At 35.3% G+C, this 26258-nt stretch carries 18 protein-coding genes and 1 tRNA gene; 7 read left to right on the top strand and 12 right to left on the bottom strand.

Annotation, left to right across the window (positions count from 1 at the left end; genetic code table 11):
• Positions 1-98: 98 nt before the first annotated feature.
• The 3 genes from pgmB to AC061E_RS03490 form a co-directional block, all read right to left on the bottom strand.
• Positions 99-755, bottom strand: coding sequence for a beta-phosphoglucomutase (pgmB, locus tag AC061E_RS03500; protein ID WP_478285017.1), 657 nt, complete (start codon positions 753-755; stop codon positions 99-101).
• Positions 748-2268, bottom strand: coding sequence for an MFS transporter (locus tag AC061E_RS03495; RefSeq protein WP_478285016.1), 1521 nt, complete (start codon positions 2266-2268; stop codon positions 748-750). Before AC061E_RS03495 ends, pgmB begins: the two co-directional genes overlap by 8 nt.
• A gap of 246 nt (positions 2269-2514) precedes the next feature.
• Positions 2515-3534 (bottom strand): LacI family DNA-binding transcriptional regulator, encoded by a 1020-nt coding sequence (locus tag AC061E_RS03490; RefSeq protein ID WP_478285015.1) that lies wholly within the window; start codon positions 3532-3534, stop codon positions 2515-2517.
• Positions 3535-3770: 236 nt separating this feature from the next.
• Here AC061E_RS03490 and AC061E_RS03485 point away from each other — a divergent pair, with 236 nt between their 5' ends.
• The 4 genes from AC061E_RS03485 (at position 3771) to AC061E_RS03470 (ending at position 12146) form a co-directional block, all read left to right on the top strand.
• Positions 3771-6707 carry a SusC/RagA family TonB-linked outer membrane protein gene (locus AC061E_RS03485; RefSeq protein WP_478285014.1) on the top strand — a complete coding sequence of 979 codons (2937 nt, stop codon included), beginning with the start codon at positions 3771-3773 and terminating at the stop codon, positions 6705-6707.
• 10 nt (positions 6708-6717) lie between these two features.
• Entirely contained in the window at positions 6718-8328 is a 1611-nt protein-coding gene (locus tag AC061E_RS03480) for a RagB/SusD family nutrient uptake outer membrane protein (RefSeq protein WP_478285013.1), read from the top strand.
• Positions 8329-8357: 29 nt separating this feature from the next.
• Positions 8358-9179, top strand: coding sequence for a SusE domain-containing protein (locus AC061E_RS03475; RefSeq protein ID WP_478285012.1), 822 nt, complete (start codon positions 8358-8360; stop codon positions 9177-9179).
• Positions 9180-9257: 78 nt separating this feature from the next.
• A complete protein-coding gene (locus AC061E_RS03470; protein ID WP_478285011.1) occupies positions 9258-12146 on the top strand; it encodes an alpha-amylase family glycosyl hydrolase in 2889 nt (962 codons plus the stop codon).
• A 112-nt stretch (positions 12147-12258) separates the two neighbouring features.
• On the opposite strand, the gene acs is transcribed toward AC061E_RS03470, so the two are convergent.
• The 9 genes from acs to AC061E_RS03425 all read right to left on the bottom strand — a co-directional run bounded on the left by acs (position 12259) and on the right by AC061E_RS03425 (position 23591).
• Positions 12259-14166, bottom strand: a complete 1908-nt coding sequence (gene acs, locus AC061E_RS03465) for an acetate--CoA ligase (protein ID WP_478285010.1) — start codon at positions 14164-14166, stop codon at positions 12259-12261.
• A 15-nt stretch (positions 14167-14181) separates the two neighbouring features.
• A complete protein-coding gene (locus AC061E_RS03460; protein WP_478285009.1) occupies positions 14182-16080 on the bottom strand; it encodes an acetate--CoA ligase in 1899 nt (632 codons plus the stop codon).
• 15 nt (positions 16081-16095) lie between these two features.
• A complete protein-coding gene (locus AC061E_RS03455) occupies positions 16096-16458 on the bottom strand; it encodes a response regulator transcription factor (RefSeq protein ID WP_478285008.1) in 363 nt (120 codons plus the stop codon).
• A 3-nt stretch (positions 16459-16461) separates the two neighbouring features.
• On the bottom strand, positions 16462-19167 hold the full coding sequence (locus AC061E_RS03450; protein WP_478285007.1) for an ATP-binding protein: 2706 nt from the start codon (positions 19165-19167) through the stop codon (positions 16462-16464).
• A gap of 332 nt (positions 19168-19499) precedes the next feature.
• The gene (locus AC061E_RS03445) at positions 19500-19727 is read right to left on the bottom strand and encodes a DUF6814 family protein (RefSeq protein ID WP_158728461.1); all 228 of its coding nucleotides are present in this window, start codon (positions 19725-19727) and stop codon (positions 19500-19502) included.
• An 11-nt stretch (positions 19728-19738) separates the two neighbouring features.
• Complete coding sequence (locus AC061E_RS03440) at positions 19739-21274, bottom strand: MFS transporter (RefSeq protein ID WP_478285006.1); 1536 nt, start codon at positions 21272-21274, stop codon at positions 19739-19741.
• Between the two features lie 21 nt (positions 21275-21295).
• The gene (locus AC061E_RS03435; protein WP_478285005.1) at positions 21296-22675 is read right to left on the bottom strand and encodes a porin; all 1380 of its coding nucleotides are present in this window, start codon (positions 22673-22675) and stop codon (positions 21296-21298) included.
• 101 nt (positions 22676-22776) lie between these two features.
• Positions 22777-23196, bottom strand: coding sequence for an IS1/IS1595 family N-terminal zinc-binding domain-containing protein (locus tag AC061E_RS03430; protein ID WP_478285004.1), 420 nt, complete (start codon positions 23194-23196; stop codon positions 22777-22779).
• A 322-nt stretch (positions 23197-23518) separates the two neighbouring features.
• Positions 23519-23591, bottom strand: a tRNA-Phe gene (locus AC061E_RS03425).
• A gap of 98 nt (positions 23592-23689) precedes the next feature.
• Between AC061E_RS03425 and AC061E_RS03420 the strand changes: the two genes are divergently transcribed.
• From AC061E_RS03420 to lptC, 3 genes are read left to right on the top strand one after another with little or no spacing between them, the layout of a single operon-like run.
• Complete coding sequence (locus tag AC061E_RS03420; RefSeq protein WP_478285003.1) at positions 23690-24421, top strand: type III pantothenate kinase; 732 nt, start codon at positions 23690-23692, stop codon at positions 24419-24421.
• Positions 24418-25668, top strand: a complete 1251-nt coding sequence (bamG, locus tag AC061E_RS03415) for a BamG family beta-barrel-assembly machinery protein (RefSeq protein WP_478285002.1) — start codon at positions 24418-24420, stop codon at positions 25666-25668. The genes AC061E_RS03420 and bamG overlap by 4 nt, the downstream gene beginning before the upstream one ends.
• Before the next feature lie 33 nt (positions 25669-25701).
• Positions 25702-26256, top strand: a complete 555-nt coding sequence (gene lptC, locus AC061E_RS03410) for an LPS export ABC transporter periplasmic protein LptC (RefSeq protein ID WP_478285001.1) — start codon at positions 25702-25704, stop codon at positions 26254-26256.
• Positions 26257-26258 lie beyond the last annotated feature (2 nt).

Raw genomic sequence — 26258 nt, 5'->3', positions numbered from 1 at the left:
TTTTTGTTTAAAGTTTTATTCCGCTGCGCTCCATACAATTTAGCTAAGCCTCGGGTAAGGTTTCAAGTAATCTCGAAAACTTTAAAATATATTTCGTTTTATTGTATCAATGTTGCAATGAATGCGGTATCTATTGCGGTAAAATCGCTAAAGATATATTTTGCTTCATACAACGTAGATGCTTCTCCAATTCCGATGCTCGTCATATTTCCAATATTCGCTGCTTGAACTCCCGCCACTGAATCTTCAAAAACAATAGCATTTTCTGGAGTGATATTCAATAATTTTGCAGCCATTAGGAATACTTCTGGATCTGGTTTTGCATTGGTAACATCATTTCCATCCACGACTGCATCAAAATAGGGTAGCAATCCTGTTTTTTCTAAAATAGGCCTCGCATTTTTACTGGCGGAACCTAATGCTATGGGTTGGTTATTATCTTTTAAAAATTGTAAAATTCTAAAAACTCCTGGTAGAATTTCGCTTTCATTCATGTCTACTAAATACGTTAAGTAGTCTTCATTTTTTTGAACCAACCATCGGTCTTTATCTTCTTGCGAAGCGGTTACTTTTCCTAACTCTAAAATGATATCAAGGGAGCGCACGCGGCTAACTCCTTTTAATAATTCATTGTGTTCGTGTGTAAATTCGATATTTAATTCATTTGCAATTTTTTGCCACGCTAAATAATGGTATTTGGCTGTGTCTACAATCACTCCGTCTAGGTCGAATATAAATGCTTTTGTATTAGTCATGAATTTCAATTTTTGTTCTGTTGTGCACTCTTAGTGTGAGTACACCGGCAAATATCATTGATACTCCACCAATTAGTAATGCGTAAATAGGCTCATTTTGGAAAAATTGTTTTACAATAAAACCTAAGATTGTTGCAGCGACAATTTGAGGTATAACTACAAAAAAGTTAAATACGCCCATGTAATATCCCATTTTTGCAGCAGGTAAAGCACCTGATAGCATGGCGTACGGCATTGATAAAATGCTGGCCCAAGCTATTCCAACTCCTAACATAGGAAGTAGCAATAGGTATTTATCCCCAATAAAATAAATGGAAATCAAACCGATTCCTCCAGCGCTCAAGGCTAACAAATGGGTGTATCTAACCCCTACTTTCTTAGCAATAACGGGTAGTAAAAAAGCGACTGCTGCAGCCACACCATTGTAAACTGTAAATAGTACCGAAACCCAATCGGCAGCATCATTATACACTTTTGAGGTCGTATCTGTAGTGCCAAATATATGTTGCGTAACGGCTTGAGTTGTATAAATCCACATTGAAAATAGAGCAAACCAAGAAAAGAACTGAACCCAAGCCAATTTTTTCATGGTTGTAGGCATATTTAATAGGTCAGTCATAATTATTGTAAAACCATTTTGTACTTGGTTCACCCGAAGCTTGGAGCTAATCATGAATAAACAACCAATTACAATAAGGCCAACAAATAAGATGTACAGTTCTTTAGTAAGATGGTTTTCATAAATTAGAAATGAGATTGCACTACCCACTAAGGTCATCAAAAGACCTAAATTAAACTGTTTTTTAATATTACCATTCGAATTAAATTTTGCTTCAAATGGCGCTTGCCCTTTAGGATTTTTGTCGTACTCTTCGAATGTTTTTAATTCCGTAGGCGTATATTCGGTTGATTTAAAAACGGTCCATAAAACCGCTAATAGAAATACAATTCCTCCTATATAGAAGGACCACTTTACGGAGTCGGGGATGATTCCCTCTGCTGCGGTATTGCTTACGCCAAATACATTTGTAAAGATGTACGGTAATAATGAACCCACAACAGCTCCTAGACCAATGAAAAAACTTTGCATTGCAAAACCTAATGTACGCTGTTTTTCAGGTAGATTATCTCCAACAAATGCTCTAAAGGGTTCCATTGAAATGTTGATTGATGCGTCCATCATCCATAGAGTACCCGCTGCAATCCACAAAGAAGATGAATTAGGCATTATAATCAATGCAATAGAGGATAAAATAGCACCTACCAAAAAATAGGGTCTGCGTCTGCCCAAACGGGTCCATGTACGATCACTAAAATAACCAATTATGGGTTGAATGATTAAACCTGTTACTGGGGCGGCAATCCATAGAATTGGAATTTCATCAACTTTTGCACCTAAGGTTTCAAAAATTCTTGAAGTGTTTGCGTTTTGTAGTGCAAAACCAAATTGTATTCCTAAAAAACCGAAACTCATGTTCCAAATTTCCCAGAAACTTAATCTACGCTTTTCCATTATCGTAATTTAAATATTAATACGATAAGCGCTATGCTTATCAAAACTTATCTTATTTTCGAGGTAAAAGTTAAAGCTTTGAGGTGTAAATATAAAAATATATTTGGAACAATTGTTTTGCAAATCGAAATATCAATGATCTTTTTTAACTACAAGGTTGTAGTAATGAATATAATACAGAAATTTTTGAAAATTAGTTCCAATTTTTTGAAAGCAACTGAAAACTACAACTGCAAATGGATGATTTTAAGCAGTAGATTCTCTTTCGATTAAATGTGTTTCTATCACCTCGGTTTTGTAATTTTCATCTTCTTCATCCTCTGCTTCAAGACGATCAATAAGCATTTTTGCAGCTTTATTTCCCATTTTTACACCACTTTGACTCACTGTGGTAATAGTAGGAGTAGAATATTTAGAAATAATACCATCTGTAAAAGCAATTACTGCTAGATCTTTAGGGACATTCAAACCTATTTTATTGGCAGTTTTGATTATCGTTACTGCAAACAATTCATTAACAGCAAAAACGGCATCAATAGCTTTGTCTTCAAGTAGTTTGCCAATTGTTATTTCGCAAGTATTTACGTCTTCAATTTTAATAATTAGATTTTCATTAAACGGAATTCCGTTATCTAAGAGCGCTTTTGTATAACCATCTGTTCTTAACTTGCCTACGCTTACATAGTCAACAGTGGTTACTAATGCTATTTTTTTTCGGCCTTTATCAATCAAACTCTGAACGGCTTCATAGGCAGCTGATTGATCATCAATAATTACTTTGTCACACAAAATGTCATTAGTTACCCTATCAAACATGACAACAGGCATTCCTTGATTAATGACTTCGGTAATATGGTGAAAATCAGCTTTAAATTGAGTTTCTTTTGATAGAGATATAATAAAACCATCAATACTGCCATTAGCAAGCATTTCCATATTTAATACTTCTTTGTCAAAAGAATCATCGGATAAACAAATGATTACGCTGTAACCATGCTCATTAGCAACTTGTTCAACTCCATTAATTACCGTAGAGAAAAAATGATGCACAATTTCAGGAATTATGATTCCTATGGCTTTGGTCTTTCGGTTTTTTAGACTTAATGCAATATTATTGGGTTTGTAGTTGTAAAATTTGGCGAAAGCCTGAACTTTAAGTCTTGTTTCTTCGCCTATTTCAAGACTGTTTCTTAAGGACTTGGAAACGGTGGAAATGGAAACGTCTAATTCTTTTGCAATTTGTTTAAGCGTAATTTTCCTTTTCATATTAGCATTTGGTAAAAATTTATTTCTCAATAAAGGTAAAATTAAATTTTTAATATGGTAAATATACTCGCAAAAATTTAAATAAAATAGAAAGTTTTCAACACTATTACGTTTTCGTAACCTGATATTTTTTTCGGGTTGTTGTGTGTATTGAAATTTACATAAATTTAACATTCGAAGTAATTGTTAAAGCTATAATTAGACCAAAAAAAATTAAATTAAATTAAACAAAATGTATGAAAACAATTTATAAAAAGTTGTTGATTTTAGTGCTGCTACTCCCATTTAGTATTCTGGCTCAGAGTACAGTAAGCGGAACTGTTGTTGATAAAACCACTGGTCAACCTTTTCCTGGAGTAAACGTCAATGTTCAAGGTGTTAAAAATGGAGTTTCTACGGATTACGAAGGAAAATACCAATTAAATAATGTAAAAGCAGGAGACAAGATTGTTTTTACTTTTATAGGGTATGTAACTACAGCTGTGGAATACCTAAGCCAAAAAACAGTTAATGTGAGTTTGCAAGAAGATGCAAACCAATTGAAAGAAGTTTTAGTTCAAGTAGGTTATGGTTCTGTTAAGAAAAAAGATGCTACTGGAGCTGTAACAGTATTAGGTACAAAAGATTTTAATAAAGGTGCAAACGTTACTGCTGAGAATTTATTGAACGGTAGAGTAGCAGGGGTTACTGTGAATACTAGTGGTGCGCCGGGTTCTGGTTCTCAAATTAGAATTCGTGGTGGATCCTCATTATTTGCAAGTAATGATCCTTTAATTGTTATTGATGGATTGCCAATTGAGAATACAGCTGGAACAGGTTCAACCTCTATTTTGGCATCACTTAACCCAAGTACTATTGAGTCTATGACCGTATTGAAAGATGCTTCGGCAACTGCTATTTATGGTTCAAGAGCTTCTAATGGTGTGATTATTATTACAACAAAAAAAGGAAGTAAAAACTTAGCTGTTGATTATAATTTTCAATATGGAAGTGGATCACTTGATAAAACGATTCCAGTATTTAATGCAGACCAATTTAGAGCATTAATTGCAGATAAGCGTCCGAGTGATGTATCTAAACTAGGTACGGCAAACACAGATTGGCAAAAAGCAATTTATAGAAAAACTGATTTTGTTGATAATAACGTTTCTATTAGAGGAAACTTGTTTAATACAATACCTTCTCGTTTAACTGTAGGGAATACGTACCAAGAAGGATTGCGATTAACGAATACCTTTAACAGAAACACATTTGGTTTAGCCTTAAACCCTTCCTTCTTGAAAGATCATTTAAGAATAAAATTAAATGCAAATTACTCTAATGAGAAAAATAGATTTGCAGATAATGTTGAAGGTTCAGCAATTCGATTTGATCCTACACAACCTGTTTACAGCGCAGGGTCTATTTATGGTGGTTTCTTTGAATATTACAACCGTAATGACAATAAATTATTCCCTCAAACGCCAAGAAATCCTGTTGCTCAATTGTTACAAACATTTGATAAAGGAATTAATAATAGAGTTTTTGGTAATTTTGAGGTGGACTACAAATTTCATTTCATGCCAGCTTTACGAGCTGTAGTAAATGCAGGTTATGATCAAGCTGATGGAGAGAGATCAAGAGTTGCATCTTTATTTGCTGCAAGTAGCGGTTCAAATAATGATATTCCTTATGGGACTAAGGAATTTTCACGAAGCGAAAGAAAAAACAAATTACTTGATGCTTATTTAGTATATAACAACACATACAAAGATTTGGTGTATGATGTTACTGCAGGTTACTCGTATCAAAAATGGGATTCTTTTAATTATGTAACAGGAAATACAAACGATCCAAATTTACCAACTGGATTGACAGGTTTTCCACAAACAAATATTGATTTTGATAGAGTAAATGTTGGTTTCTTTGGGAGGTCTAACTTAAATTTCAAAGACAAATATTTATTAACTTTGTCTTATAGAAGAGATGGATCGTCACGTTTTGACAAAGACAACAGATGGGCTAATTTCCCAGCTGCTGCATTTGCTTGGAAAATTAAAGAAGATTTATTGTCAAATAACACAACAGTATCTGACTTGAAACTTAGAGTAGGGTACGGTATTACTGGTCAACAAGAAATAGGTAATAATAATGATTACCTACAACAATATAATTTAGGAAGCGGAAGCTCTCAATACTATTTTGGAACTGTTGCCTTGCCTATTGCGGTTTCTGCAAGACAAAGTGCTAATCTTAAATGGGAAGAAACAACAACTTACAATGCAGGTTTAGATTTTGGATTGTATGGAAATAGAATCACAGGTAGTGTAGAGGTTTTTTATAAAGATTCTAAAGATTTATTAGCTGATGTTGCTACTGCTGATGGTAGTAATTTTTCAAACAGATCTTGGCAAAATATTGGAAGCTTTACTACAAAGGGAGCTGAATTGTCTTTAAGCGCTGATGTTATAAAAACAGAAGCTGTAAACTGGAATTTAAACTTTAATGCAACTACTTTTCAAAGAGAGATTACAAAACTAAGTTCTGAGTTTATTAGAGTTGGAGAAAACATTGCAGGAACAGGAACACAAGGACAAGTTCACCAAGTAGGTTTTGCACCAAACTCTTTCTTGTTGTACAAACAATTATTTGACACTGCAGGAAAACCAATTGAGAATGGATACGCTGACATCAATAATGATGGTGTAATTAACTCAAGTGATAAATATGTATATAGAAATCCAGATCCAAAAGCGACTTTTGGTTTTGCTTCAACATTAAATTACAAAAACCTTGATTTCTCTTTTAACTTGAGAGCTAGTTTAGGGAATAGAGTCTTTAACGCTGTAAATGCTGGTAGAGCTCAATACAACCAGTTAGTAAGTGGTGCTACAGTAGGTAACATACCTACATCAGTTCTTGATACTAATTTTACAACAACATCAAATGTTGTTTTGTCTGATTTGTTTGTAGAAAACGCATCGTTTTTAAGAATGGATAACATCACATTAGGGTACACTTTCCCAAAATGGTTAGAAGGGAAAGCATCACTTCGTTTGTTTGCTGGAATGCAAAATGTTTTTGTAATTTCTGATTATTCAGGATTGGATCCAGAAGTTGCTAATAATGGTGTTGATAACACAATTTACCCTAGACAGCGTTCTATTTTAGGTGGGGTTAATGTTAAATTTTAATAATTAAATCATGAAAAAAATAAATTTTATTTACGTACTATTCGCTTTCGCGACGTTACAATCGTGTACCAGTGATTTAGATGTAGTAGCCGAGGATGCTCGTGTGCTAACGCCTGCGGAGTTATTTGCTACACCTCAAGGTTACAAGCAAGCACTAGGTGGTGTTTACGGTAATTTAAGCTTAACAGGAACTGGTGATGCTGGTTCGTCTTTCTTACAAGGTATTGATGCCGGTACAAGTCAGTTTGGACGTTGTATGTGGTATTTGCAAAATTTAACTACTGATGAGGTAGTGTGGACTTATGAAAATGACGAAGGAACTGCCGAGCTTCAGCGTAATACTTGGACTTCTGCTAATCCTATTTTGTTAGGAATGTTCAGTAGAACGATGGCTGAGGTTGCTCTTGCTAATGATTTCTTGAGACAATCTACTCCAGCTTTGCTTAGTTCAAGAGGAATTACTAATCCTGCTGATGTTACTGAAATTAATGTATATAGAAGTGAAGTGCGTGTATTAAGAGCATTTGCATACTATAACATGATGGACTTGTTTGGAAAAGCACCGTTTATTACTGAAAATGATCCTTTAAATTTTAAAGGACCTCAATATGACAGACAGCAGCTTTTTACTTTTATTGAAAAAGAATTGAATGAGGTTATTCCTAATTTGAAAGCGGCTAAAACAAATGAGTACGGAAGATTAGACAAAGCTATGGCTCAAATGATTTTGGCTAAGATGTATTTGAATGCCCAAGTTTACATTGGTACTCCAAAGTATGCTGAGTGTATGGCAAAATGTCAAGAGGTAATTGCTGGTGGATATACCTTAACTACAAAATACCTTGACAACTTTAAGGCAAATAACCACACTTCATCTGAAATGATTTTTACATTACAATCAGACGGAGTAAAAACTCAAAATTATGGTGCAACAACTGTTATGATTAACGGTCAAGTTGGTTCGGTTGAGTCTAATGGTGCTGAGTTTGCTGTAGGTGGTTGGGGTGGTGCCCTTAGACTTAGAAAGCAATTTGTTGAAAAGTTTGATGGTTCTCAATTTAATAATGATGAGAGAAAAACGTATTCTGCAGGGTCTAGACCTATTGATATTGCTGATTTGACTAATGCTGGACAAGGTTACATTTTACGCAAATATTCTAATAAAACCACAACAGGTGTTGCTGGTGTAAACTCTACTTTTGTAGATACTGATTTTCCACTTTTTAGATTAGCTGATGCTTACTTAATGTATGCCGAAGCTCAAATGAGAAAAGATGGTGCTACAAACACTAATAATGCTACAACTGCAACTGCTCAGTCATTAACTTATATTAATGCTTTAAGACAACGTGCAAATGGTGGAGCAACAATCGCAAATGTTACGCAATCTCAAGTGAATCTTGATTTTATGATTGATGAAAGATCACGTGAATTGCATTGGGAAGGACACAGACGTCAAGATTTGATTCGTTTTAACAAATATGGTGGTGGATCTTACAATTGGGCTTGGAAAGGTAATATTGCAAATGGAACTTCTATTCCTTCTGAGTTGAATGTGTTTCCACTTCCTAGCGCTTCTATTACTGCAAATCCAAACTTAACTCAAAACACGGGTTACTAATATAATATTTAATTCAAAAAACATAAAAAATGAAAAATTTTAATAAAATAGTACTGGCTATGTTAAGTATAGTAGCCATTTCATGTACCGATGACATTCAAAATACGGATAGAGAGGCTGTAGCAGCAACTACTGCACCTGTATTATTGACACCAAAAGGAGATTTTAATATCATTCTTTCTAAAGCTACTGAAAAAGATATTGCTACTACAATGGTATGGGATGATGCAGCTTATGCTGGAACTTCAACTGTTGTAAACTACAGTATTGAAATTGCAAAGGCAGGTACTAAATTTGCTACTCCAACGGTGGTAACTACAACCACAAGTCGTTTTAAAAGTATTACAGTTGCTGAGTTAAATGCAGCTTTAATTAATGGAGGTTTTATAGACAAGCAAGAAAATTTAGTTGATATTCGTATTAAATCATCAGTGGGTGCTGCTGCAACTGCTGCTCAGTTTTCTAATTCATTTACTATTAAAGTTACTCCTTACCGTGTACCACTAGCATCATCACACTGGTTAGTAGGTGCTGCCACTCCAGGTGGATGGACATGGGATAACGATGCCGAAACTGAGTTCCCACTTGTACAGGGTCAAACTAATGTTTACCAAGTATCCGTAGTATTGAAAAATGGGGAATCGTTTCGTATCTTTTTAGGAAATAACTTTACAAGCAACGGAAATTGGGATGTAAGTAGAAATTACCCATTTTATGCAAATGCTGGATATACTATTACTTCTGAATTAGTTAATGCAAATGATGGAGATAGTAATTTTAAATACACGGGTACAACAAGAGTAAGAGTATTGAAAATTGATGGCGTTGCTAAGACGATCACTTTAAATTAAATTTTTTTTTTGATAAAAAAGGGCTGTCAAATACCGATAGCCCTTTTTTTATTTCACTACATCTAACTCATTTAAACCATGAAAAAAATACTACTTTTTGTAATGTTTTGTGTATCGCTATCGGTTTTTGGGCAACAACAAAACATAACGTACGTAATTACTCCTTCAACTTTTGAAGAAACTAATTCTATAACTATTACCATCAATGGAAGTAGTGTAAATGAGTCTGCTTGGGGAGTAACGGGCAATGCTTTGTATATTTGGGCATGGTCTTTTGACATCAATGATGCAAATATTGTTGATTGTCCTACTAATGGTGCATGGACAGCATCGAATGAAGCGAACCGATTTACGTATAATTCGGGCTCAGATACCTACACAAAAACATTTACTCCAAACACTTTTTACAGTAGAAACGGAATCGGAAGAATTGGTTTTTTAGTAAAAGCTAAAGACGGTACGGGAGATAAAAAATCGCAAGATATAATCAATGAAGTAGGTTCGTTTCAAGTAACATTGACTGCTCCTTCAGAAAACAGCGCAACTATCATTTCTAGTGGCGGAAGTTTGAATATTTCAGCTTCAAATTCGGGTGGTAGTGCGAGTTATATTTTAAAAGCAAATGGAGTAACAGTAAACACAAACTCTGCAACTGCTAACTACAATTTTAATCAAACAGGAATTACTAGCAATCAAAATTACGAACTTCAAGTAACTCAAGGTACCACAACAATTAGTAAAAAATTTAGCGCTATTGTAAACCCAAATGCGGTTAGCGAAGCATTGCCAGCTGGTTTAGTAGATGGAATTAATTATAATACTGCCGATGCCACAAAAGCTACTTTAGTTGTTGATGCCCCATTCAAAGACTTTGTTTACGTTGCAGGAAGTTTTAATAACTGGCAACCTACAGCTGCATATGCCATGAAAAAAGACCCAGATTCAGGTAAGTTTTGGCTAGAATTAACTGGATTAATTTCAAGTACAAATTACACATACCAGTATTGGGTTGTTGATGCTACTCCAATTGCAGGTACACCTTCTTTAGTAAAAACTGCAGATCCATATTCTACCTTAGTGTTGTCTCCTTTTGATGATGGTGGTATTTCGGCTGCACGTTATCCTAATTTGCCTACTTATCCTACTGGTCAGGAACGTGAGGTTACTGTTTTGCAAACGGGTAAAGCTCCTTATAACTGGAGCAGTGCTACTACCAACTTTGTGAAGCCAGAAAAAGAAAAACTAGTTGTTTACGAATTATTAGTACGTGATTTTGATGCTAATAGAAGTTATCAGGACTTAATTAATAAGATTGATTATTTCAAAAATTTGAAAATAAATGCGATTGAATTAATGCCTGTTATGGAGTATGAAGGCAACGAAAGCTGGGGGTATAACACCTCATTTCATTTGGCTTTGGATAAATTCTACGGAACTTCTGATAAGTTAAAAGAATTTATTGATTTGTGCCATCAAAACGGGATAGCCGTAATTCTTGATGTGGCGTTAAATCACGCTTTTGGTCGTAATCCTATGGTTCGTATGTGGATGAATGATCCAGACGGTGATGGCTGGGGTTCTCCTTCTACTGAGAATCCTTATTTTAATACAACTGCTATGCACAGTTACAGTGTGGGTGAAGATTTTAACCATCAGCAACCTAGAACACAAAATTATGTGCAAAGGGTCATTAAACAATGGGTTGAAGAATATAAAATTGATGGATTTAGATGGGATTTAACCAAAGGGTTTACCCAAAATTGTCCAGCTAATGTAGCTGGAGGTCAGGAAAATTGTACTGGAAATAGACAGCAAGATAGAGTAGAGGTATTGCAAAAATATGCCAGTTATTCTTGGAGTTTAGATCCCAATCACTATGTTATTTTCGAACATTTAGGTGGAAATGACGAAGAACAGCAATGGGCAAATTACAGATTGAATGAAACTCCAAGTAAAGGAGTAATGATGTGGGGAATTTTGACGGGTCAATACAACAATCTTACAAAAGGATTTGCAGGAAACATATCAGGAATGAACGCTTCCAGTAGAGGGTTTACAGCGCATCGATTAATGGGTTATGCTGAAAGTCATGATGAAGAACGTTTGATGTACAATAACTTACAGACCGGTAACAGTTCTGAGGCCAATCATGATGTTAAAAACTTGAATATTGCATTATCCAGAATGTCTGCTTTAGGAGCCGTTTCATTATTGGTTCCTGGACCAAAAATGATTTGGCAATTTGGGGAGCTAGGTTGGGAAAAATCTATATTTTCTTGTAACAATGGAACGGTAAATACATCGTCTGATGGTACTTCTGGCGATTGTAAATTGGATACAAAACCACAACCGCAATGGACAGGTAATTGGCTTGGAGATACCAATAGAAGTAAAATTTACGATGATTGGGCCAAAATGATCACCATGAAAACAATCGAACCGGTTTTTTCTGGTACTGCAAGCATTGCAAACACGAGTTCGTTATACCCAAATATCAAAATTACCAACAGCGATTTGGCTTCAAGCCAATTAAAAGACGTTTTAATCCTAGCTAATTTTAATGTAACCGCTCAAACAGTTCCATCTGGTTTTGTTTACACAGGTACGTGGTATAATTTGATGGATAACAGTGAAATTGTAATTTCAAGTACATCACAACCAATATCTTTACAGCCAGGAGAATTTAAAATCTACGGAAATAAAACAGCTTCTTTGGCAATCGCCGATTATGAAAAATCACCAACTATTGTGTTGTATCCAAACCCAGCATCTGATTATTTTACATTGAATGAAACTATTTCTAAAGTTCAAATTTTTTCTATCACGGGACAATTGGTTAAAAGTTTTGATGTTACTAAAACAGCAGGATCTCAATTTTTAGTTAATGATTTGAATCAAGGACTTTATATTGTAAAAACATTCGATGAGAATAATGTCATGAAGGTATTGAAACTATTGAAAAATTAATATTGCGTTGAATTAGTGAAAAACGGCTGTCCCTAAAAAGGCAGCCGTTTTTGTATAAAAAAAACTGCTTCATCTCTGGAGCAGTTTTTCAACAACAAATTAAAACTAAAAATTAAATTTTACCATCTTTGATTTCGTCCACAATTTCAGGATTCAACAAGGTTGAAGTATCTCCAAAATTAGAATAATCTCCTTCGGCTATTTTACGTAGAATTCTACGCATGATTTTGCCAGAACGGGTTTTTGGTAAACCAGAAACGAACTGAATTTTATCCAACTTAGCAATTGGACCTATGTGATCTGATATGTGTTGATTAATTTCTTTACTCAGATTTTCTCTATCGCGATATTCTCCAGTTTCTTTTAGAATTACAAAGCCATACAAAGCATTTCCTTTGATATCATGCGGGAAACCTACAATAGCACTTTCAGCAACCGCTGGATGTTCATTGATGGCATCTTCAATAGGTGCTGTTCCAAGGTTATGACCAGAAACAATAACAACATCATCTACGCGGCCCGTAATTCTGTAATACCCAACTTCGTCACGCAAAGCGCCGTCGCCAGTGAAATATTTGCCTGGAAAAGTAGAAAAATACGTGTCTTTATAACGTTGATGATCACCCCAAATAGTTCTAGCAATTCCTGGCCATGGGAATTTAATACACAAGCTTCCTGTAACTTGATTGCCTTCAATTTCGTTGCGTTTTTCATCCATCAAAACAGGTTGGATTCCCGGTAATGGTAACGATGCATACGTAGGTTTTGTTGGTGTTACAAAAGCAATTGGCGAGATCATGATTCCACCAGTTTCGGTTTGCCACCAAGTGTCCACTACAGGACATTTTTTATCGCCTACGTGGTTGTTGTACCAGTGCCAAGCTTCCTCATTAATAGGTTCTCCTACGGATCCAATCACTTTTAAAGAAGTCAATTGGTATCGTTGTACAAATTCGATGCTTTCTTTCGCCAAGGCTCTAATCGCTGTTGGAGCCGTATAGAATTGAGTGACTTTATGTTTCTCGATAGTTTGCCAAAACCTACTAAAATCAGGGTAGGAGGGAACGCCTTCGAAAATTACAGTCGTAGCTCCATTCAATAAAGGTCCGTACAAAATATAGGAGTGTCCAGTGATCCAACCAATATCAGCAGTGCACCAAAAAATGTCGTTATCCTCGTAACTAAAAACATTCTTAAAGGTATATGCAGTATACACCATATAGCCTGCAGTAGTATGAACCATTCCTTTTGGTTTTCCTGTAGAGCCGGAGGTGTACAAAATAAACAACGGATCTTCGGCATCCATAATTTCGGCTACATTATTGTCTGAGGCAGCGTCTAGAAGTGGCTGCAACCATTGGTCACGTCCCTCTTTCATATTGATAGTTGAGTTGATTCTTTTAGTAACCAATACTTTTTCAACGCAATCGCAACTCAATAAGGCTTCGTCAACAATACTTTTTAAATCAATTGTTTTATTGCCTCGATAACCACCATCTGAGGTGATGACCATTTTACAAGAGCTGTCATTAACACGAGCTGCCACCGCCGATGCCGAGAATCCTGCAAAAACAACGGAGTGAATAGCACCTATTCTTGCACAAGCTAGCGTAGTAACAGCTAGTTCTGGAATCATAGGCAAATAAATGCATACACGATCTCCTTTTTGTATGCCTTGTTCTTGTAAAACATTTGCCATTTTGCACACACGTTCGTGTAGTTCGTTGTAGGAAATGTGCACAGCGGTCTCGGTTGGATCATTGGGCTCAAAAATGATGGCAGTTTTTGTTCCATTTTTGGCTAAATGTCTGTCAATACAATTTTTAGTGATGTTTACTTTGGCTTCGGTAAACCATTTTATCTCGGCTTCAGCCATATTAAAATCAACCACTTTGTCCCATTCTTGGTACCAAGTAAAGTTTTCTGAGGCTACTTTGTCCCAGAATTTTTTTGGTTCACGAACTGATTTTTTGTAATGTTTAAAATATTCTTCTAAAGTATTAATTTTATAGTAACTCATGATGTTTGATAAATTTTATAAATTATAACTACCTATTTTATGTTTTTGTACTGTTTGCGTAATTTCGTCAATAATGGCCTCGTCATCAATTGTAGATGGAATTTGAAAGGTTTCACCATCAACAATACTTCGCATTAGTTTTCTCAAAATTTTTCCGGATCGTGTTTTTGGCAAACGTTGCACTACAACTACATTTCGTAGCGAAGCAACGGCCCCAATTTGCTGCCGAACCAGTTTTATGATTTCTTGTTCTAACTGGTATTGTTCCATTTCGGTTCCTAGTTTAGTCACGACCAATCCTAGTGGAACTTGTCCTTTTAGCTCATCGTGAATGCCTATAACTGCACATTCTGCAACGCAGGGATGAGCAGCCACAACTTCTTCCATTTCTGCGGTTGACAACCTATGTCCCGCTACATTAATAACATCATCGGTTCTTCCGGTAATAAAAATATAACCGTCTTCATCTTTGTAACCGCCATCGCCAGAAAGATAATAGCCATCAAACTTACTAAAGTAACTAGCCTTGAAACGGGCTTCGTTCGCCCAAATTCCTAATAAGTTTCCGGGTGGCAATGGTAATTTTATGACCACAAGCCCTTCTTCATTTGGACCTAGTTCTTGACCGTTTTCATTGAAAATCCGAATGTCATAGCCACAAACTGCTTTTGTAGCCGAACCAGATTTCACAGGCATTTTTTCAATTCCGAGGGAGTTGGCAATCATGGGCCAACCAGATTCGGTTTGCCACCAATGGTCAATGACAGGAATCGGAATGTGTTCTTGATACCATTCTAAAGTGGCATTATCACAGCGTTCTCCTGCCAAAAATTGATTTTTTAAACAACTTAAATCGTATTGTTTGATGAATTCTCCGTTAGGATCTTCTTTTTTAATGGCTCTAATGGCAGTTGGCGCTGTAAACATGGTTCCAACTTTATGCTCCGAAATGATTCTCCAAAACGTACTGGCATCAGGAGTTTTTATGGGTTTTCCCTCAAATACAATGGTTGTATTTCGGTTTAATAATGGGCCATACAAAATGTAGCTGTGTCCTACTGCCCAACCCATATCCGATGCTGCCCAAAAAACTTCATCTTGATTTACGTTGTAAATATGTTTCATCGAAAATTTGAGTGCAACGGCATATCCTCCAGTATCTCTTACAATTCCTTTTGGTTTTCCAGTAGTTCCAGATGTGTATAAGATATAAAGCGGATGATTAGAAGGTAAGGCAACGCAGGCTGTCTCTTCGGAGCCGTACACTAAGGCTTCGTAATCTACATCATACTTTTTAAACGGAATTCTAGCTCCTAATTTTCTATTGAAAACGATAACTTTTTTTGGTCGGTGACTCGCTAATGCAATGGCTTCATCAACTAATGGTTTGTAGGCAATTAATCGATCTACTTCTATTCCTGACGAAGCTGTAATAATGGCACGTGGTTTACAATCATCAATGCGGATAGCCAATTCATGTGGTGCAAAACCACCAAAAACAACCGAATGAATTACTCCAATGCGGGCGCAAGCTAACATAGCAAAGGCTGTTTGCGGAATCATAGGCATGTAAATAATGGCCGTATCCCCTTTTTTCAAACCTAATGCAAGCATGCCACCTGCTAGTTTTGCTACTTCGGTTTTTACCTCAGAGTAGGTGTATTTTTTTACGGTTTGTGTTACAGGAGAATCATATATTAGGGCAACTTGGTCGCCGTATACATCTTGAATGTGTTTGTCAAGGGCTAAATAACAAATATTCAATTCGCCATCTTTGTACCATTGCGGATATCCATTTTCATCTTTCGATAAAATGGTCGCTGGTTTATTGTACCACTCAATTGCATCAGATTGTTGCGCCCAGAATTGTTCTGGTTTTGCAATACTGTCTTCGTAAATTTTGTTATAATTCATGGTATTGAATGTTTTTTAGGATAGTAAATCATGTACTTGCTCGACTAACTTTTTGATCGAAAATGGTTTCACTACATATAAGTTAGCACCTAATGAAAGCCCTTTTTCAATGTCTTTTTCTTTATTTTTTGCCGAAAGGAAAATTACCTTGCAATGTTGCAAACGTTCCTCTTTTTTTATTTGTTCCAATGTTGCAAAACCATCCACCATGGGCATCATGACATCCAGGATAATAACGTCTGGGAGTTTAGTTTGCAAAATGTCCAATGCTTCTTGTCCGTCACGGGCTATAAAAACCTCAAAATTGTTTTTTTTGAAAGTATATTCTAATGACATTACAATGTTTGGTTCGTCATCGACAATTAAAATTTTTCTCATGTTTTAATTTGTTTCGCTTGTATTATAATTAGGTAATGTAAAAGTAAAAGTGGCTCCTTCAACCTCATTCTTTTCACTCCAAATAGTTCCTTTATGATGTTCTATAATCTGTTTGCAAATGGCTAATCCTAATCCGCTTCCTATTGGTTTTTTTATGTTTTGATTCCGAGATTGATAGAATTTATCAAAAATAGCTTCGGCATCTTCTTCTTTAATACGTTTACCGTTATTATGAATTTTGACTGCTACATTTGTTTCATTCTCAAGGATAGAAATGGTTATTTTTCCATCCGTTTCTGAACAAAATTTTATGGCATTAGACAATAAGTTATGGATTACTTGTACGATGCGCTCTTCATCATAAAAGGCTTTAATGGCGTGATCAGCTTTGTCAAAGTCAATTGTGATTTTTTTGTTTTTAATTAATTGATTTAATGAAGTTATCGTAGTTAAAATCGTTTTTGTAATGTTGTTTTTTGACAAGTAGATTTTCTGTTTTCCCGTTTCAAATTTTTCTAAATCCAAAATTTTATCAATCAAACGATTCAAACGATCCGATTCTGAAATGATGTTTTGTAAAAACTGCTTTTTCAATTCTTCGGGAATAGCGTCATCATCATGCAAGATTTCGCTTGCTGCACGAATTGCGGTTATTGGTGTTCTCAATTCATGGGTAACGGTGTCTAGAAATTCATCTTTTTGGATGTCTTTATTGACTAGTTCCTGATTGGCATTCTTGAGTTGCTCCGATATTTTTTTTAATTCGTTCGAAGTGTCTGTCAATTTCTTGTTGATGATGATATTTTCTTTGGATTCCTCCAAAATTCGCAATACTTCGGGCAAGCTGATTTTGTCTTCTTTGACAACGCTCGAAATTAGTATTTTGGCGGAAGCCGTACCTATGTGACCGGTAAGTAAATTTTCGGCAAATTTTATAAAGCGGGCATCAGCAGTGGTTACGTCTTTATCAATGTTGTATTTTAAATTGAAAATCGTCAAAGCGCGTTTTGTTCGGTCTTCGCCAAGAAAGCGCTGTAATACTTTTTGAATATCAGAGATGTATGCGGTTCCTTTCCATACAAAAGCATTTTCGTGATTGGTAATGTATTTGTCAATATCCACAAACATTTCGGCATAATTGCGTTCCCTATAATTTCCTTTGAAACTCACCGATACTGCGGCATAACTCATGATGTTAATTAATAAGCTCCAAAAAACAGCATGCGGAATAGGCTCTAAATAATCCAACCCAAAAAGTTGAAAAGGCTTTAATTGTGAAATGCCCCAAGGTCCTTCGGTAACAAAATGACTGACTGAATTTGTCATGCCGGTAGCATACGGAATGAGTAAGGTATAAAAACAAACAGCAAATCCGAGAATGATTCCTGTGATAGCGCCATTTTTTGAACCTCGGCGCCAAAAGATAGCCCCAAAAAAAGAAGGTGCTAATTGGGCAATGACAACAAAGGCTACTAAGCCTATTGAAACCAGTGAATAGTCTAGAATAAATAATCTGTAAATGGCATACGCCAAAATAATTAGAGAAAAAATTCCAATTTTACGGCTGTTTACAATGCGTTTGCTGTTTTTTTCTTGCGACGAATTTTCTAAGGAGCCTATAAAGCCATACGGAATCAATAAGTTGTTGCTTAACATGGTAGCTAGAGATATAGACGAAACGATAATCATGGATATAGCTGCAGAGAACCCTCCAAGAAACACCATTACCGTCAAGGTATCGTTGTCAAACAATTGCGGAATAAGTAACGAATACGTATCTGAATTGTGTCCTTTGCCTTCAAAAAGGATGTTGCCGCCCCAAGCAATTGGGAACACAAATATATTGAAAAGTAATAAATACAGCGGGAAAAGCCATATTGCAGTGCGTATATGAGTTTCTTTATTGTTCTCTACTATTGCGGTATGGAATTGTCTTGGTAAAAGAAATATGGCAAACATAGATAAAACGCAAAGGAAAAACCAGTTCATAGCATCCGTAATGCCACCAATGGTATTTTTTTTGTCAAAATCTTTTAGAGTTGCTGCTTGTTTATAAATATCATCAACGCCATCAAATACGAAATAGGTTACATAAATCCCTATGATCAAAAAGAAAATCAACTTTAAGATCGACTCCATTGCAACAGCAGTAACAATACCTCTTCTTTTTTCAGAGGCATCAACATATTTAGTTCCATAGTAAGAGGCAAAAAGAGCTAGAGCAAGACATACGTAGGTGGTAGTGTCATTAAAAATATTTGAACTTGCTTGTGTTTTTGTTACAATATGAAAAGTATCTGATATCGATTTAAGTTGTAAGGAAATGTAGGGTAAAATTCCAGAAATACAAACTATGGTAACCAAGGCACCAAGAAATCTACTGTTCCCGTAGCGTAAAGAAATAAAATCTGCAATACTGGAAATTTTATTTACTCTCGAAATTCGGATGATTTTCTTGAGGATGATCATCCAAGTAGGGATGATTAATATGGGGCCAAGATAAATAGGTAAGTATCCTAAACCGGATTCTGCAGCTACGCCAATGCTGCCATAATAAGTCCATGCAGTACAATATACGGCTAACGAAAAAGAATAAATATAAGGATTATTAGTCCATTTGGAGTGGCTTCTTTTTTCAGACCAATAGGCGATGTAAAAAAGAATAGACACATAGAGTACTAATATTAATAAAAGACCTATACTATTCATAATACCTTTTGATAATTAAATACGAGATTGCAATTGAAAAAAGCCATGCCGAGAAGATATAAACATAGATAATTGGAAATCCAAAAATGGGTTTTGAACTGTCAAATAAAAGTAAGAGTGGCATGTTCAAGGCCAATAGCATTAGCATTGAAAGAATAACGAGTTTTTGTTCATGTCTCTTTTTCATACAAAAGGGAATAGTCTAATTGATGCGTGTTTTAATACGGTGTAATTGTTCCAGCACGTAAATGCAAATAGCTTTTCATTCAACGTTGCTTTAAATAAGCAATCTCTACAATTGATTGTAGAGATTGCCCAAAATAATGGTTTGCTTAATCGTTTCTTTCGTCATAATCACCAGCGAGAGCATAGTAACCAAAGGTTCCAAGTCCCGCCACGATTAATGGAGTGAGCACAAAGAGGATAATGATTCCAAATACTAAATCTTCTTGTTTTCCTGATGTAAATTTGGGTAACCCAAATTGGAAAATACAAAAATAGGCTGCAGCTGCTGCACATGCAATCCAAACTAATCCTAAAAGTCTTTTTAATTGATTCATAGCTGTGTTTTTTATACGTGAGCGTTTTTATCTTTATTTTTTATGTAAACCATTCCAATGGTAAAACTGATAGCAGCAATAACAATTGGGTACCATAATCCTTCTAAGTAATATTCAGGATGACCTAAATCTTTAGCATTGGTTACAAAGTAGGTTGATATTGCAGGCAGTAAGCCACCAAAAATTCCGTTACCTACATGATAAGGCAATGACATAGAAGTGTATCTAATTTTCACCGGGAACATTTCAACAAGGAAAGCAGCTATCGGACCGTAAACCATTGTAACAAATATCACTTGAATAAAAACTAAAAAGATTAGTGTCCACTTGTCACTAGAGTTAATTTTTATAGTGGTTTTGGTTTCAACTTTCGGTTTTCCGTCAACTATTTTTGCAATACCGTTTTCTAAAGATACTGTTTTTACTTCTACTAATGTTGTTCCATCTTCGTACTCTTTGTTAGTGGTATAGATAGAGTCCATGGTTTGTTTCTTGTTTTCTTTTAATTCGGCAAGAATTTTAGTATTGGCAACCACTTCTGTTTTGTTTTTTACATTAGTTGTTTCAAACATCTGCTTGTAGATTGGTCTGTACAATAGGATAGCAACAAGCATTCCTCCCATCATAATGTATTTTCTACCCACTTTATCACTCAACCATCCAAAAAATATGAAGAATGGAGTACCCAGAATTAATGCAATCCCAAGTAAAGTATCTACTTGTGAAGAATCAATAGACATAACCGTTTTAAGGAAACTCATCGCGTAAAATTGACCTGTGTACCAAACGACACCTTGTCCCATTGTTGCTCCAAATAAGGCTAGCAATACAAATTTCAAGTTGTAACGGTTTCCAAAACTTTCTTTTAGTGGGTTAGTACTCGTTTTTCCTTCGCTTTTTGCTTTGGCATAAACAGGAGATTCATCCATGTTTTTACGAATCAAATACGAAACTCCTACCATTACAATGGATACCCAAAACGGAACTCTCCATCCCCATTCGTCAAATTGTTCTGGAGAGAGAAAGTTTCTTGTGGCTAAAATTACCATCAAGGAAATAAATAATCCCACTGTAGCGGTAGTTTGAATCCATGAAGTCCAATACCCTCTTTGTCCTACGGGTGCATGTTCCGCTACATAAGTTGCAGCTCCTCCATACTCACCCCCAAGCGCTAGTCCTTGAAGCAAACGAAGAATCAAAACTAATAATGGCGCCATAAACCCAATGGTTTCATAAGTTGGAATACATCCTATCAAAAATGTAGCTCCTCCCATCAAAAGGAGTGTAACCATAAAAGTGTATTTTCTACCGATTAAATCTCCTAATCTTCCAAAGAAAAGGGCTCCAAACGGGCGAACAACGAATCCAGCTGCAAATGTGGCTAAAGTAGATAAGAAAGCAGCAGTAGGATTGTCAGAAGGGAAAAATTTAGTTGAAATTACAACGGCTAAACTTCCAAAGATATAAAAGTCATACCATTCAATCATGGTACCCATTGAGGATGCAGAAATGACTTTCCAAATTCCTTTTGTTGATTTAGTGCTCATAAATTATGCTTTTAAAATTAGTTATAAATAAATTTGCAATTGTACTACGAAGTCTCCTAATGATCCAGATCTATTTGTTGATGAGGTATAAACAGGTCTCGTTGAATACTGTGTTGTTATTTTTGCATGATGCCCGTCTAAGAAAAAGTTAGATCCCACATCAAACTGTGTGCTGGACTGTGTTAAAGCATCAAAGTTTTTATAAGTAACTGCTCCAAAGGGTTGAATTCTAATCTTCGGTTTTGCTTCTTTATTGGGTAATAAAATCCCTGCTTGTGTGTACCAGATAGTTCCAGAACCAATAGTAGGTTGCGCATTTCCAGGTCCTGAAATAGCTCTACTCCCTGTAAAATTAGGATCTACTGATCCAATATTCATAATACCCACATTGCGTAAATAGTTAGGTCCAAAATCATAATCATAAAGTACACTGTAACCGGTTACAGCCATTTTGTTTTCTTTTTTTCCAATGGGTAAATCCAGAAAAACGTCAGCAGACAGAAGTGTAATATCGTGTTTGTTTACGGTGTTATTAACTAAAGATCTTGTAGCATCAGGGGCATTATAAAAACCAGCACCTACATTGAATACTTTTTTAGTTCCTAAATAACTACCTACTTTAAAGGGTAATACATTTGCTTCTTGATCAAGAAATTGATATTCAAAATATCCAGCTTTCGACCATTTTGTCATACCACTGTTATCAACCGCTACGGCGTTATCTGCGGTAGTAGTGTTTGTAGGAACTACATTAGTGGCGTAAGGTTTGTTGTAACTCAAGCGATATTCTAGTTTTCCATATTTACCTTTTGCAAACAGACCCATTTGTCTAGCAAATTGATCTGAGTTTTCAATCAAGGGCCAGTTAAATATAGGAGCATCAATAGTAAGGAAGTTAAGTGTAGATGCCATTGTTAATCTGGATAAACCCATGTAGTAATGCAATCCTGCACCCAGTGACATACTAAATTTTTTGTCTTTTTCTGGAAGTACAACCGCATATTCATTCCATGCATCGTGAAAGAATAAGCCTGGTTTTTTTCCTGCACCATAGGCTCCAGTTCCTGAAGATCCTGCTGCACCACCATTAGTAAAAGTTTGGTTGTTAATCCCAAAATGGGTCAAAATCATGTATCGTTTAGATACTTGTGCATAGGCTAGAAAACGCAAACGTCTGTTCCCTATATCGGTTCCAGTTGATGTTGCTTCGCCACCAATCATTGTACCGGGATTCATCTGAGAGGAACGCATCCAGATCTGGTTCCATGCAATGACACGCATGAATTTAGAACCGTCTTCGTTCAGGTTAAATTTCATGCCAGCACCGTAGTCAGTGGAGCCTTGAGAAAAACCTTGCAGTGATAGTAGGAGTACTGCCGCTGAAAACAATATTTTTTTCATAAATAAAATTTTGGTTAGTAAATGGTCGGTTAATAAAGTGCCAAATTCTATTTTTTTATTGTGAAAAAAAATTCAGATATATTTTTGTGTAAAGTCTATAGTTAATCCTTGAATCGTTCCCATTTAATTAGCATGAATTTATCTCCCAGTTCAGTGATAATCATTCCTGCACCAGATAATAACGCTTTGTTCTTTAAGTATTCTATTAGTTCTAAGTGACTTAAAATTTTGTAGATAGGGTGGTAATTTGCATGAGATGGTTTTTTTATGTTAAATGATTTTACCCAATTGCTAATGGTGACATGCGAAACGCCAATAATACGTTCGATTTCTCGAAAACTCAATCCTTCCAAATAAAGTTGTAAGGCCTTAGTAACATAGTAATCATCAATCTTTTTACCCAATTTATTTACGGTAAAAAAGTAGCGGCATTTCTTACATAAATACCTTTGTTTATTGTTGATTACTCCGCTTTTTGTGATTTGGGTTCCTTGACATTTCGGGCAGGCTAAAAGCTCCATGTATATAAATTTTGCATAAATATACTAAATTAGCAACATTCTAAATTAGAATTATTTAAAAATAGAATAAATATATATACTGTTTATTTTTATCTATTATTTATTGTGGTATTATCAGTTAAATAAGGTTTTGACTGTAAAGGGATTTCAAAAAAGGAAGATTTAGTGTAGCAATAGTAAAATTGTTACAAATAGATTTCTAGTGTTGTGAAAAATAGTTGGTTGGTGTTGCAGAGTGTTTTAAAAAAAAGTAAAAACTAGTTTTTGATTTTTTGAGAGGTATAGATAAACAAAAAACCCGAATATTTCTATTCGGGTTTTGTGGTACCTCCAGGGATCGAACCAGGGACACATGGATTTTCAGTCCATTGCTCTACCATCTGAGCTAAGGTACCGTGCTAATGCGGGTGCAAATATAGAATCATTTTTTGTTTCTCCAAAACAAATTTAAAAAAAAATGAATTTGTATCTTCGTGATCGTAAATTTTAAATTATGGTTTTAGTTATAGACGTTGGGAATACCAGGATTAAAGCTGCTGTTTTTGAGGGGGATAAGTATGAGGAGGTTTTTGTTTTTGCAAAAGAGACTGTTCAAAAAAATATTGAAAATATTTTAAAAAAATTCACATCGGTGGTTGATGTTGCAATTTCATCAGTGGGTTTTGTAGATGAAATTGCTTTTTTAGACCATTATTCAAAGTTAAAAGTGCACTATGTTAGACGTGAGGATGAGTATCCTTTTGCTAATAAATATGCAACACCAGCAACATTAGGAATTGATAGAATGGTTTTGGCTGCGGGTGCTGTATTGCAGTTTCCTGGGCAAAATAGGTTGGTGATAGATGCAGGTACTTGTGTGACCTATGATTTTATAGACGATCTAGATACTTATTTGGGAGGGGCTATTTCACCTGGCTTAAGATTGAGATATGAATCTTTACACAATTTCACAGCAAAACTTCCTTTGCTTACTTTAGAAATGCCAAAAGACAGCATTGGCAATTCTACTAACAGTTCCATTCATTCAGGTGTTGTAAATGGATTGGTTCATGAAATCGATGGATTCATAGCGGATTACAAATTGAGGTATCCAAATTTTATAATAATTTTAACGGGCGGTGATGCAGTTTTTTTGGCTAAACGATTAAAAAATACCATATTTGCCAATTCAAATTTCCTATTAGAGAGTTTGAATCGAAAATTCCATTATAACATTAAAAAATGATTAAAAAAATTTTAATAAGTTCTTGCTTGTTTTTTTCAGTAGCAACTTTCGCACAAGAAGGATCAGCATCTCCATATTCTTTTTACGGTATAGGACAAATAAGGTTTAGAGGAGCACATGAATACCGTTCTATGGCTGGTGTTGCAGTGGAGCAAGATAGTATACATATCAATTTACAAAACCCTGCAAGTTATGCTAATTTGAAATATACAAGTGTAGTGCTTGGTGGGACTTATGGAACTACAACTTTAAAAAATGATTCGCAATCTGCAAATGCTAAAAGAACAACTATAGATTATCTAGCTGTTGGATTACCAATGGGTAAATTTGGTCTAGGTTTTGGTTTGATACCGTATTCTTCTGTTGGGTTTAAAATACAATCTACTTCTGAGGATGCTGCTGCCACAAACAGACGTTTTGATGGAAAAGGTGGTTTGAATAAGGCTTTTTTAGGTCTTGGCTACAAAGTTACTCCTAAGTTTAACATCGGTGCAGATGTAAGTTATAATTTTGGTAAAATTGAGACTAACAGTTTTGAGTACATTAATGATGTTTCAATAGGGACAAGGGAGTTAAACACTGCTGATTTATCGGGTGTTAATTTTAGTGTGGGAATGATGTTTGAAACTAAATTGTACAAAAAGATCAATGCATACAGCAGTTTGACGTATACCTTGCAGAGTAATTTAAAATCAAATAACTCTCGTAACATTGCAACTGCACTATACAATTCGGATTTTAATATCGCGGTTGTTGATGTTTTGGCAGATATCAATTCGTCTAAAGATTTAAACATGCCAAGTAAAATAGCGCTTGGTGGGGGTATTGGAGAAGCGAGAAAATGGCTTTTGGGAGGTACAATTGAGTACGGAAAAAACTCAGGTCAAGCCAATGAATACAATAATAGTGCTAATGTAGGTTATGGTAAATATGGTAGTGTTTCTCTAGGAGGATATTACATTCCAAAATACAATTCTTTTACTAGTTATGCTAAGCGAATTGTTTATAGAGGTGGTTTAAGATATGAAAAAACGGGTCTCGTTATTAATTCAGAATCTATAAATGACATGGGTCTTACGCTTGGTGTAGGTTTGCCACTCAATGGAACATTCTCTAATGTAAACGTTGGATTTGAAATAGGAAAGAGAGGTACTACAAAAGCTAATTTGATTCAGGAGAATTATGCTAATGTTAGTCTTGGATTTTCATTAAATGAAAAATGGTTTGAAAGAAGAAAGTTCTACTAGGACTTTTACAATTTACGCCCTTAATAGCTGTATATGACAATTACGAAACGTTTTTTTTTAAAATATGCAGCCATTAGCAGTTGTGCATTAGCGGTTGTAAGTTGCGAAAGTAATTTTAAAAATATACAAAAAATTAATTTCTCGGAGTTTGTGCCCAGTAGTGATGCTGATTTGGTTGATTTAAAATACACAGATTCTGGACGTATAACTGCAGTCTTAGTCAGTCCAAAAATGCTAGATTATGCTACTGTCGTTTTTCCATTTACTGAATTTCCAAAAGGTATAGATGTTACATTGTATGACAAGAAAGGCAAAAAAACCTTTATAAAGTCAAATTACGCAGTCTCTTACAAAGCTACAAATATAATTGATTTGCAGGGCAATGTTAAAATTTTCACCGAAGACGGGCAAAAATTAGAAACAGAGCAATTGTATTTTGATCAAAAAAACGAATGGTTTTTTACCGAAAGAAAATTTAAGCTTTTTGGGGCAAAAGGAGTTTCAAATGGGCAAGGAATAGATTTTAGTAAAGATTTCAAAGTGATCAATTCACAAAAAATAACTGGAGAGATTCAAACAGAAGAATAAAA

It is taken from the genome of Flavobacterium sp. GNP011, from assembly GCF_056428925.1.
The sequence above is the reverse complement of the archived record's forward strand: the minus strand, read 5'-3'. Positions and strand labels throughout refer to the sequence as shown.